11 protein-coding genes and 1 pseudogene are annotated in these 10,581 nt (G+C 78.2%); all 12 read right to left on the bottom strand.

Annotated features, from left to right (window positions below; all coding sequences use genetic code 11):
* A pseudogene (locus PSR1_RS17820) lies at positions 1-206 on the bottom strand (hypothetical protein); the annotation flags it as partial.
* The gene (gene fliD / locus PSR1_RS17815) at positions 203-1,564 is read right to left on the bottom strand and encodes a flagellar filament capping protein FliD (protein ID WP_059438794.1); all 1,362 of its coding nucleotides are present in this window, start codon (positions 1,562-1,564) and stop codon (positions 203-205) included. The pseudogene PSR1_RS17820 and the gene fliD, both read right to left, overlap by 4 nt.
* A gap of 62 nt (positions 1,565-1,626) precedes the next feature.
* Positions 1,627-2,463 (bottom strand): flagellin, encoded by an 837-nt coding sequence (locus PSR1_RS17810; RefSeq protein ID WP_059438793.1) that lies wholly within the window; start codon positions 2,461-2,463, stop codon positions 1,627-1,629.
* A gap of 103 nt (positions 2,464-2,566) precedes the next feature.
* On the bottom strand, positions 2,567-3,451 hold the full coding sequence (locus tag PSR1_RS17805) for a flagellar biosynthesis protein FlgL (protein ID WP_059438792.1): 885 nt from the start codon (positions 3,449-3,451) through the stop codon (positions 2,567-2,569).
* Between the two features lie 5 nt (positions 3,452-3,456).
* Positions 3,457-4,866, bottom strand: a complete 1,410-nt coding sequence (gene flgK, locus PSR1_RS17800) for a flagellar hook-associated protein FlgK (protein WP_059438791.1) — start codon at positions 4,864-4,866, stop codon at positions 3,457-3,459.
* Positions 4,867-4,877: 11 nt separating this feature from the next.
* Positions 4,878-5,318 (bottom strand): hypothetical protein, encoded by a 441-nt coding sequence (locus tag PSR1_RS17795; protein ID WP_059438790.1) that lies wholly within the window; start codon positions 5,316-5,318, stop codon positions 4,878-4,880.
* Positions 5,319-5,326: 8 nt separating this feature from the next.
* Positions 5,327-5,629 (bottom strand): flagellar biosynthesis anti-sigma factor FlgM, encoded by a 303-nt coding sequence (locus PSR1_RS17790; protein ID WP_059438789.1) that lies wholly within the window; start codon positions 5,627-5,629, stop codon positions 5,327-5,329.
* Between the two features lie 13 nt (positions 5,630-5,642).
* Positions 5,643-6,371, bottom strand: coding sequence for a M23 family metallopeptidase (locus tag PSR1_RS17785; protein WP_059438788.1), 729 nt, complete (start codon positions 6,369-6,371; stop codon positions 5,643-5,645).
* The gene (locus PSR1_RS17780) at positions 6,368-7,477 is read right to left on the bottom strand and encodes a flagellar basal body P-ring protein FlgI (protein ID WP_059438787.1); all 1,110 of its coding nucleotides are present in this window, start codon (positions 7,475-7,477) and stop codon (positions 6,368-6,370) included. The genes PSR1_RS17785 and PSR1_RS17780 overlap by 4 nt, the downstream gene beginning before the upstream one ends.
* A gap of 8 nt (positions 7,478-7,485) precedes the next feature.
* The gene (locus tag PSR1_RS17775) at positions 7,486-8,175 is read right to left on the bottom strand and encodes a flagellar basal body L-ring protein FlgH (protein WP_059438786.1); all 690 of its coding nucleotides are present in this window, start codon (positions 8,173-8,175) and stop codon (positions 7,486-7,488) included.
* Positions 8,172-9,596, bottom strand: a complete 1,425-nt coding sequence (gene flgG, locus PSR1_RS24655; protein WP_237758115.1) for a flagellar basal-body rod protein FlgG — start codon at positions 9,594-9,596, stop codon at positions 8,172-8,174. The genes PSR1_RS17775 and flgG overlap by 4 nt, the downstream gene beginning before the upstream one ends.
* Before the next feature lie 11 nt (positions 9,597-9,607).
* Positions 9,608-10,315, bottom strand: coding sequence for a flagellar hook basal-body protein (locus tag PSR1_RS17760; RefSeq protein WP_059438785.1), 708 nt, complete (start codon positions 10,313-10,315; stop codon positions 9,608-9,610).
* Between the last annotated feature and the right edge of the window lie 266 nt (positions 10,316-10,581).

Here is a 10,581-nt window from a genome sequence, read left to right as displayed (position 1 = left end):
GCGTGCCCCGCACCGGGCGCGAGCGCGGCGAGGCGCACCGAGACCAGGTGGTCCACCGCCGCGCCCAGGGCGCGGACCGCGTCGGCGGGCCGGCGCGCCTCCAGGGCGGCGGCGCCGGTGCGCATCAGCGCGACGGCGCGGCGGAGGTGGGCGCCCGGGTCGGCGGGGCTGGGGCCCGGGCCGGGCCCGGCGAGGCAGGCGGTCACGATCCGCTCCCGTTCCGCGGCTGGGCGGTCTGGCTGGCGAGGAAGTTGCCGATCGACTTGAGGCCGCTGACGGTGTTCTCCATCGCGGTGAACTGCCGGATCAGGTTCTGCTGGAAGGCGTCGATGCGGAGCTGCAGCGCGGCGGCCTGGCCGTCGAGGTCCTTCACCGTGCGGCCCAGCCCCTCCTGCCGGAGCACCAGCGCGCCGTCGCCGGCGCGGGTGTGGTCCGTCACGAGCGACCTCACCACGGCCGCGAGCCCGGTGCCCGGGGTCGAGAACAGCGCGTTCACCGCGGCGGGGTCGCGCGAGAGCGCCGAGGCGAGCGTGGCGGCGTCGACGGAGAGGCTGCCGTCGCGCGCGGTCTTCACGCCGAGGTCCGCGAGCGTGCGCACGCCGGCCAGGCCGGGCACCTCGGTCACCAGCACGCGCTGGAGCCGGGCCTGGAGCGAGCGCAGCGTGGAGTCGCCGGCCAGGGTGGTGGCGCGGTCGGAGTCCTTCGCGACCGCGAGGTGGCGCTGCACCAGCCGCATCGCGCCGTTGTAGGCGTCCACCAGCTTCTGCAGCCGCGCCTGGGTGCCGTCCGCGTCGGTCCCGAGCACCAGGTCCTCCGCCGGGCCGCCCTCGGCGCCGAGCGTGAGCGTCACCCCGGGCAGCGCGTCCGCGATCACGTTGCCGGTCCGGGTGAACGTCAGACCGTCCACCTGCACCTGTGCGTTGCGCGCGGCCTGGACCTCGGCGAGGCCGGGCGCCTGGCCGGCGGCGCCGGCGTCGGCGGTGAAGGCGATGGACAGCGCGTCCGCGGGTGTCCCGCCGAGCGGGTGGCCGGTGTCGCGGGCGGTGACGGAGAGCCAGGACGAGGTGCCGTCGTCGAGCACCACCGCGGACACCGGGGCGCCGCTCTGCCGGATGGCGTAGGCCACGTCGGCGAGGCTGGCGCCGTCCGCGACGGCGATGGGGGGGATGGCCGCGCCCTGCACGGTGAGCCGGAGGGTCCCGCCGGCCACCCCGGCGCCGGGGGCGAACGCGGCCGAGCGCCACTTGGCCGGCTGCGCGAGCGCCGTCACCGCCACCCGGTAGCTGCCGGCGATGGCGTCCGAGCCCGGCGCGGCCGAGAACGCCTTGGGGCCGGAGCGCACCTGCGTGGAGAGGACGCCGTGGTCGCCGAGGTCGGCGGCGGCGGCGGCGAGGGTGGACAGGCTGGAGATGACGTCGCCCAGCGCCGAGATCTGCGTGCGGAACGCGGCCTGCCGCTGCCGGAGCTGGTCGAGCGGCCGCGACTCCAGCTTGACGAGCTGGTCGACGATGGCGTTGGTGTCCATCCCCGAGGCGAGACCGCCCGCGCGGAACGATGCGTCCATGAAGGCCTCCGGCCGCCCCCCGGCGCGTGGCCGGGGGGCGGCGCGGGAAGTTCACCGCGAGATCACCCGAGCAGCTTCAGGGCGAGCTGCGGCATCTGGTTCGCCTGGGCGAGCACCGAGACGCCCGCCTGCTGGAGGATGTTGGCGCGGGCGAGGCGCGAGGTCTCCTCGGCCACGTCCACGTCGCGGATGCGGCTGTTCGCGGCCGAGAGCGCCTCGGAGAACGACTGGATGTTGTTGATGGCGCTCTGGAACCGGTTGCCGACCGCGCCCAGGTCGGCGCGGTTCTTCGAGACGGTCTCGATGGCCGCGTCGATCGACGACAGGGCGTCCCGGGCGGTGGTGCCGGTGGTGAAGTCCAGGGTGGTCGCGTCCAGGCCCAGGCTGGCGGCGGTGGCGTCGAGCGTCGAGAAGGAGATCTGGTCGTTGCTCGCCGTGTCCTTCTCCACGCCCACCTGGAAGTTCAGCGAGGTGGCCGTGCCGCTCAGCAGCGCGGTGCCGTTGTACTTCGTCACGTTGGCGATGCGGTCGATCTCGCCGGTGAGCTGGTCGGCCTCCGCCTGGACGTAGGCGCGCTCCTTGTCGCCGATGCCGTCCGAGGCCGCCTGCATGGCCAGCTCGCGGAGGCGGGTGAGGATGTTCGAGGTCTCGTTGAGCGCGGCCTCGGACGTCTGGATCACCGAGAGGCCGTCGTTCGCGTTGCGCACGGCCTGGTTGTAGCTGCGGATCTGCGCCTCGAGCTTGGTGCTGATGCCGAGGCCGGCGGCGTCGTCGCCGGCCTTGGTGATGCGGTAGCCCGAGGACAGGCGCGACATGGACGAGTCGAGCGTGTTCTGGGTGTTGGACATGTTTCGCTGCGCGTTGAGCGAGGCGATGTTCGTCCGGATCGAGAGGGACATCCGTGGTTCTCCTTGTCGGTGTGGCGGGGCGATCGGTCTGGTCGCCCTCACCCTCCGCATCGGCGCGCCGGCGGCCGGCGATAAGGCCGGCCGGCGCCCGCGCTCACCGCAGCCGGTCGAGCAGGGTGAGCTGGAACCCCTTGGCGGTGGCGGTGAGCGCCGCGTCCAGCGCGCGCTGCGCCAGCGCCAGCTCGCTGGCGGCGGCGATGGGGTCGGCGTCGGCCAGCTTCCCGATGGCCGCGCGCGCGTCGTCGCGGGCCGCCTGGCCGGCCCGGGTGGCGGCGTCGAGCGCGGCCATGGCGGCCCCGGCGGCGCCGCGGGCGGAGGAGAGCTGGTCGGTCCCGCGCGCCAGCGGGGAGAGGGTGGCGCGGATCGCCTCCGGGTCGTCGGCGTCGAGCGCCGACGCCAGCGCGGCCAGCGTCGCGAGCACGTCCACGCCGCCGCCCGCGCCGGCGATGGCCACGTCGGCGCGGACGCCGGCCGGCTGCCGCACCCCGGGGGCGAGCTCCACTTCGCGCACCCCGGCGTCGCCCAGGTACGCGCCGCTCGCGTCGAACGGCGGCGCGCCGTCCCGGAACCCGCCCAGCAGGTACCGGTTGCCGACCTTCACCCCGAGGCTGGCCACCGCCGAGGCGAGGAGGCCGCGCACCTCCCGGGCGCCGGTGGCCCGCTGGGCCGCGTCGTACGGGGCGCTCGCGAACTTCGCGGCGAGCTCCTGTGCCCGGGCCAGCCCGTTCGCCACCTCGCCCAGCGCCGCGTCCACCGCGGCGAGCTCGTCCGAGGCGCGGCCGGTGGCGGTGGCGACCGCCTCCATGCGCCGCGCCTTCACCCGCTCCGCGGCGACGCGGGAGGCGGCCCCCGGGTCGTCCCCGGGGTGGACCACGCGCACGCCGCTCGACGCCTGCGCCACCGCGCGGTCGAGCCGCGCGCGGGCCTGGCCGCCCTCCCGGGCGGCGCGGTCGAAGGTCATCCGGTCGGTCACGCGCATCGCGGCTACTCCAGCTTCAGCAGGGTGTCGAACATCTCCGACGAGGCCTGGATCACCTTCGAGATCGCCTCGTAGGCGCGCTGCGCCTTCTCCATCTCCAGCAGCTCCTCGTCCACCGAGACGCCGCTGGCCGACTCGCGCATCGCGGCGAGGTGGTCGGCCATGCCCGCGTCCTGGGCGGCGGACGCGGCCAGGCCCCGCGCGGCGGCGCCGAACGCGCCGGTGATCCGCGCGAGCGCGCCGGTGGCGTCGACGCCGGCCAGCAGGTCCGAGCCCTGGCCGCTCGCGATCCGCGCGGTCGAGGTGGCGAGCAGCGCGAGGACGTTGCCGGCGTCGCCGGGCTGGCCGGCGGCGGTGGCGGTGGCGAGCCGCGAGGGATCCGCCGCCACCGCGCCCGCCACGGCGATGCGCCGGGCCGCGCCGGCGGAGGTGGTGCCCACGTCCAGCAGGTCCAGCCCGGTGGAGCCGTCGAGCCCGTAGCCGGCGCGGTGCGCGGCGTTGAGCTGGTTGCCGACCGCCCAGGCGAGCTGGTCGAGCGCGGTGATCGCGTCCTTCAGCGGGCCGGACGACGCGTCCACCAGCCCGCCGAGCTCGCCGCCGGGCGGGGCGTCCGCGGAGGTGCCGCCGATGGCGAGCTGCACGGAGAGGTGGCCGTCCGGGCCGGGCTGCGGGAGCAGCGTGGCGGCACGGAGGCCGGCGACCAGGGCGGCGCCGCCGGGCAGGAGCAGCGAGACGTCGCCCTCGCTCGTCGCGGCCGGCACCGCGCCGGTGAGCGCGGCGAGCCGGTCCACGGAGCGCTGGCGCGCGTCGAGCAGGTCGTTCGGCTCCCCGGCGCCGGCGGCGCGCGCCGCGCGGATGTCGCGGTTCAGCGCGGCCACCTCGGCGGCGAGGGCGTTCGCCTCGGACAGTCCGGCGGCGATGCGCGCGTCGGCGCCGGCGCGCGCGTCCTCCAGCCCCTGGCGCGCGCGGTTGAGCGAGAGCGCGAGCGTGCGGGCGGCCGCGACGGCCGCCTGGCGGAGGCCGGGATCGGAGGGCGCCTGCGACAGCTCGGTGAGGGCAGCGTAGAGGCCGCCGAGCGCGTCGGCCGGGCCGCCCTCGGCCTCGGGGTCCAGCACCTGGACCGCCTCCAGGAGCGAGGACGCCGCGGCGGAGCGGGCCGACCGCCCCTGCGCGGCGGGGAGCTGCGCCTCGAGGAAGCGGTCTCGCGCCTGCGTCACCTGCGCCAGCGCCGCGCCGCGGCCGATCCAGGCCCCGCCGGCCTGCTGGGCGGGGAGGACGGTGGTGAGCACCGCGCGCTGGCGGGCGTACCCGGGGGTGTTGGCGTTCTGCAGGTTGTGCGAGGCGGTCGCGGCGGCGGCGCGCTGCGCCGCGAGGCTGGCGGCGCTGGAGGAGAGGATGCTCAGCAGGTCGGCCACGGGGTCGCTCCTCAGCGGCGGCGGGCGGCGCCCGCGGGCGCGCCGCGCCGGTCGTAGGCGGCGGGGCAGGGGCAGAGCGCGGCGAGGTAGCCCTGGACGCAGGCGCGCGCCCGCGCCGCCAGCGCGAGGTTGAGCCGGTCGCGCTCCGCGATCTCGGTGGCGAGCGCGCGCACCTCGGCGAGCAGGGCCCCCAGCGCGTCCGCCGCGCGGGGCGCCCGCGCCCGCAGCCGGGCCAGCGTCGCCTCGCCGCCGGGGGCGGCGCGAGCCAGCGCCGCCGCGAGCCGCTCCTGCAGCGCCGCCACCTGCGCGTTGAAGCCGGCGCGGGCGCTCGCGCCGTCGAGGATGCGGGGGGCGTCGAGCGCGCGCAGCGCCTCGGGCACCGCGGCGGCGCGGGCCGCCTCGGCGCGGAGCGCGTCGCGCAGCGCGGCGGCGGCGGCGAGGACGTCGTCCATCGGGCGCCTCACCCCTGGAGCAGCGCCCGCAGCCGCGCGGTCAGCTCGGCGTCGTCGAGGATCCGCTGCGCGATGCGCTGCGGATCCGGCCGGAACGTGCCCTGCCTCACCGCCGCCTCGATGGCCTCCAGCCGCACGGCCCGGTCCTTTGCCGCGCCGCCCCGGGCGGCGGCCGCGGCGGCCTCGAGGCGCGCCAGCGACTCGGTCGACACCCGGTCGGCCGCCGGCGCACCCGGCTCCCGGGTGCGCTGCGACCCCGCGGCGCGGCCTGCCTCGACGCGACGGATCTCTGCGGCATCGTTGACCTTCATGGAGACCTCCTGCTCACGGTCCGCTCCTGCCGCTCTCATCGGCACGCCGCGCGTAGATCTTGAGGGCTCGCGCCGGGTCGATCGCGCGGCCGGCCATCCGGACCTCGAAGTGGAGGTGCGGCCCGGTGGAGCGGCCGGTGCTGCCGACGCGCGCCAGCTCCTCGCCCGCGGCCACCACCTGGCCCGGGCGGACGCGCACCTCCGCGGCGTGGCCGTACAGCGTCACGAGGCCGCCGCCGTGGTCCACCTCGACCGCGTTGCCGTACCCGCCGCGCGGTCCGGCGCGGACCACCACCCCGGCCGCGGGGGCGCGCACCGGCGTGCCCTCCGGCGCGGCGACGTCCACGCCGTCGTGGCGCGCGGCGGCGCCGGTGAAGGGATCGGCGCGCGGGCCGAACGCGCTGGTGATCCGCCCCGGCAGCGGCGGCGCGAGCGCGCCGGGCGCCACGGTCGCGGTGCGCGGCGGCGCGGCCGGGCCGGCCAGGGGGGCGGGCCCGGGATCGCCGCCGCCCAGCGATCGGGTGATCTCGCCGGCGAGCCCGATGCCCCCCGAGCGCGCCACCGCGTCGGAGAGCGCGTCGGCGAACAGGTCGGCGCGGACCCCGGCGCCGGCGCCCTCGCCGCCCCGGAACGCGCCGCTCGTCCGCACGATCTCGCGGAGCAGCATGGCCTCCAGCGCCTGCGCGGCCTCCCGCAGGCGCGGATCCGCGGCGGGCGCGGCCCCGGCGGCGGGCGCGATCACTCGAGCACCTCGAGGTCGGCGTCGAGCGCGCCCGCGGCGCGGATCGCCTCCAGCACGGCCACCAGATCCCGCGGGCTCGCGCCGAGCAGGTCGAGCGCGCGGGCGAGGTCCTCGACCGAGGCGGCGGCGGGCAGCGCCACCACGCCCCCCGCGGCCTCGGCGGCGGCGGCGCGGTCGCGCGTGGACTCCACGGTGCGGCCGGCGCCGAACGGCGCGGGCTGCGAGACCGCCGGGTCGCGCTGCACGCGCACCTGGAGGCCGCCGTGCGCCACGGCCACCGGGCGCAGCCGCACCCCCTCGCCGGCCACCACCGTCCCGGTGCGCTCCGACACCACCACCCGGGCCCGCTGGTCGGCCTCGACCTCCAGCAGCTCGACCTCGGCCAGGAAGCCCACCGCTTCGTCCCTGCGCGCCGCCGGGGGCGAGAGCTCCACCGCGGCCGGATCGAGCGCGCGGGCGGTGCCGGCGCCGAGCTTCGCGTTCACCGCCGCGGCGACGCGGGTGGCGGTGGTGAGATCGGGCCGGCGCAGCGCGAGCACCAGCGGCGCCTGGCCCAGCGCGAAGTCCACCGCGCGCTCCACCGTGGCGCCGCCCGCCACGCGCCCGGAGGTGGGCGTGTTCTTGCGCAGCTCGGCGCCGCCGGCGCCCGCGTCGTAGCCGGCCACCTGCACCGGGCCCTGGCCGACCGCGTAGACCTTGCCGTCGCCGCCGGAGAGCGGCGTCACGAGCAGCAGCCCGCCCGCGAGCGAGCGCGCGTTGCCCATCGAGGCGACCGCCACGTCGATCCGGGTCCCGGGCCGCGCGAACGGCGGCAGCCGCGCGGTGACCATCACCGCGGCGACGTTGCGCGAGCGGACGTCCTTCGGATCGATCCGGATGCCGAGGCGCCCGAGCATGCCCGCCACCGACTGCTGCGTGAACAGCACGCGCTCGGAGTCGCCGGTGCCGGCCAGGCCCACCACCAGGCCGTAGCCGTACAGCGCGTTCTCGCGGACGCCCACCACGTCGGCGAGCTCCTTCACGCGCGCGGCGGCGGCGGGGGCCGGCGCGGCGAGCGCGGCGGCGAGGGCGAGGGCGAGGGCGGCGGAGGTCGGGCGCGCGGGCATGGCGGGGCTCAGAACGGCCAGAACCAGCCGAGGAGGCGGGAGAGCCAGCCCTGGCGCTGGTTGTCGGAGAGCACGCCGCGGCCGGTGAACTCGATCTCGGCGTCGGCGACCATCGAGGACTTCACGCCGTTCTCCTGGTCGATGTCGATCGGCCGCACCACGCCGGAGATGTAGAAGTGCTGCTCCTCGGCGTTCACCAGCACCACGCGGTGCCCCTCGATGAACAGGTTGCCGTTGGGCAGGACCTTGCGGACCACCGCCGGCACGGTGGCGGTGAGCCGCTCGGTGCGCGCGGTGGAGCCGAGCCCCTGGAACCCGGTGTCCGCGCCGCCCTTCAGCGCGTACGGCTTGCTCAGGGAGGAGAGGAACGCCTCGATGGACGCGTTCAGCTCGCTGCGCCGCGTGAGATCGGTGTCGGCCGAGCGCTTCGCGTCGGCGATCTCCTCGATCCGGACCACCACCAGGTCGTTCTCGCGGAGCGCGCGGGCGTCGGTGTAGAGCATCGACGCGGCGCGCCCCTCGCGCCAGATCGAGCCGGCCGTGGCGGCCTGCGCCTCCTGCCCGGAGGCGCCCGGCACGGCGTAGTCGCGGCGCTTCGGCACGTAGCCGGCCACGTGGGCCGGGCCGCAGGCGGACAGCGCCAGGACCAGCCCGGCGAAGGCCGCCACGGCGAGGGCGATGCGGGTGAGCGCGCTCACGGGACCTCCACCAGGATCCGGCCGTCCTGCAGCCGGCCCTCCACGCGGCGGCCGCCGGGGAGGAGGGCGCAGGCGTGGCCGCGCACGCACGGGACGGCGCGGGCCGCGCGGGTGATCTCCAGGCCGCCGGAGCGGACCACCACCTCCACCGGCTCGCCGGGCGCCGGCCCGGCGCGGACGTCGGCCGCGGCGAGCAGCGCGCCGGCGGCGAGGGCGCGGGCGGCGCGCGCGCCGGGGGGGAGGTCGGCCAGCGGGGCGCGCCCGGGCACGCGCTCCGCCTCGGCGGGCTCGACCGCGCCGGCGATCGGCTCGCCGCCGCGGAGCGCGCGCGTCGTCCGGAGGGCCGGCCCGGTGACGCGCACCGCGGCCCAGGCGAAGGCGCGGCAGGGCCGGCCGGCGCCGTCGCGCCCGTCCACCTCCAGCGGGATCTCGCCCGAGGCCTGCACCGGCCGCAGCGCGCGGTACCCGCCGGGCGCGCAGCCGGGCGACCCGCCGCGGAGCGCCTCGACGTGCGCCCGGGCGCCGTCGGGCGCGAGCGCCGAGGCCACCGCGGCCTCGGCCGAGGCGGCCGGGGGCGGGGCGCCGAGGGCGGCGAGGAGCGCGGCGGCGAGGCCGAGGGCGGGCATGGCGGGGCTGCAGCGCAGCGAGGTGAGGCGCTGCAGCATCTGGTCGGCGGTCTGGACCACGCGCGAGTTGAGCTCGTAGGCGCGCTGGGTGGCGATCATGTCGATCATCTCCTCGACCGCCTTCACGTTGGCGCCCTCGAGGAAGCCCTGGGCGAGCGTGCCCGCGCCCTGCTCGCCGGGGCGGGCCTCCACCGCCTCGCCGCTCGCGGCGGTCTGGAGGAGCAGGTTCCCGCCCGCCGCCTCCAGGCCGCCCGGGTTCGGGAAGGTGCAGAGCTCGAGCCGCCCCAGCTCCTGCGGCGCCTCCCGCCCGGCGACCTGCGCGCGCACGGTGCCGTCGGCGTCCACCGTCACGCGCGTCGTCTCGGGCGGGAAGGTGATCTCCGGCTCCACCACCTCGCCGCGCGCGGTGACCAGCCGGCCGGCCGCGTCCACCCGGAAGTTCCCGGCGCGCGTGTAGGCGAGCGAGCCGTCCGGGCGCTGCACGCGGAAGAAGCCGTCGCCCTCGACGGCGAGGTCGAGCGCGTTGCCGGTGGTGAGCAGCTCGCCCTGGCCGAAGTTGCGGACGGTGGAGCCGGTGCGCACGCCCAGGCCGACCTGCAGCGCGGCGGGCGCGGTGCCGCCGCGGGGGTCGGGCGCCTCGGCGCCGTGGAGCGTCTCGGAGAGCAGGTCCTCGAACTCGGCCCGCTGCCGCTTGAAGCCGGTGGTGCCGGTGTTGGCGAGGTTGTTGGCGATGACGTCCATCCGGAGCTGCTGGGCTTCCATGCCGGTGGCGGCGGTGTAGAGCGAGCGGAGCACGGGGGGTCCTTTCACTTCACGCGCGCCACCTCGACGGCGCGCTGGTCGAGCTGCCGGTACGTCTGGATGGCCTGCAGCGAGGCCTCGTAGGCGCGCTGGGCCGAGACGAGCTGGATCGACGCCTCCAGGGCGCCGGCGTTGCCGAGCTCGAGCTCGCCGCTGCGCACCGCGCCCTCTGCCGGCAGCGCCCGCCCGCCGGCGCCCGGCGCGAGCAGGGAGGGGCCGACCCGGTCCACCGGGCCGTCCAGCCGGGCCAGGCCGAGCGCGGCGACCTCCACGTCGCCGGCCCACACGCGCCCGGCGGCGTCCACCTGCGCCTCGAGGTCGGGCGGGAGGACGATGGGCTCGCCGCGGGCCGAGAGCACCGGCCGGCCGTCAGAGACGAGACGCCCGCCGGCGTCCAGCGTCAGCCGGCCGTCGCGCGTGTACGCGGCGGCGCCGCCGGCGGTGCGCACGGTCAGGAACAGCCCCGCCTCCGGCACCACGTCGAGCGCGTTGCCGGTCCGCTGGGTCGGGCCGGGGCGCAGGTCGATCCCGGTGGCGACCGCGGCGGCGTAGCGCTTGTCCTGGGCCGCGCCGGGCGCGAGGAAGCTCTCGAAGGCGGGGCGCGCCGCCTTGAAGCCCGGCGTCTGCGCGTTGGCGAGGTTGTCGGCGACGGCGTCGAGCTGCTCCGCCCGGGCCACCGCGCCGCACATGCTCACGTAGATGCCGTCCGCCATGTTCGCGTCTCCCGCCCGGCGCCTTCGCAAGCGTCGCGCCAGCGGGGCGCGCCACGGGACCGTCGCGGCGCGGGGGGCCCGTGGCGTGCAAGGCGGGGCCGGCGGGGGAGTGGAGGGGCGGCTTGGCCCGGACGCGGCTGGATCGGCTGGTGAAGGTGCGCGAGCGCGCCGAGGCGCGCGCCGAGGAGGGCCTGGCGCGGGCCCGGGGCGGCGTGGCGCGCGCGGCGGAGCGGCTGGAGGCGACGCGCGCGGGCGCGCGGGCCGAC

Source organism: Anaeromyxobacter sp. PSR-1, from assembly GCF_000964525.1.
Lineage (GTDB): Bacteria > Myxococcota > Myxococcia > Myxococcales > Anaeromyxobacteraceae > Anaeromyxobacter.
This window is presented reverse-complemented; position numbering and strand designations above follow the sequence as displayed.

What these genes read in the sequence shown, in the direction of transcription:
- fliD (WP_059438794.1), bottom strand. Translation starts at nt 1,564, where the DNA reads ATGGACGCATCGTTCCGCGCGGGCGGTCTCGCCTCGGGGATGGACACC.
- PSR1_RS17810 (WP_059438793.1), bottom strand. Translation starts at nt 2,463, where the DNA reads ATGTCCCTCTCGATCCGGACGAACATCGCCTCGCTCAACGCGCAGCGA.
- PSR1_RS17805 (WP_059438792.1), bottom strand. Translation starts at nt 3,451, where the DNA reads ATGCGCGTGACCGACCGGATGACCTTCGACCGCGCCGCCCGGGAGGGC.
- PSR1_RS17795 (WP_059438790.1), bottom strand. Translation starts at nt 5,318, where the DNA reads ATGGACGACGTCCTCGCCGCCGCCGCCGCGCTGCGCGACGCGCTCCGC.
- PSR1_RS17790 (WP_059438789.1), bottom strand. Translation starts at nt 5,629, where the DNA reads ATGAAGGTCAACGATGCCGCAGAGATCCGTCGCGTCGAGGCAGGCCGC.
- PSR1_RS17780 (WP_059438787.1), bottom strand. Translation starts at nt 7,477, where the DNA reads ATGCCCGCGCGCCCGACCTCCGCCGCCCTCGCCCTCGCCCTCGCCGCC.
- PSR1_RS17760 (WP_059438785.1), bottom strand. Translation starts at nt 10,315, where the DNA reads ATGGCGGACGGCATCTACGTGAGCATGTGCGGCGCGGTGGCCCGGGCG.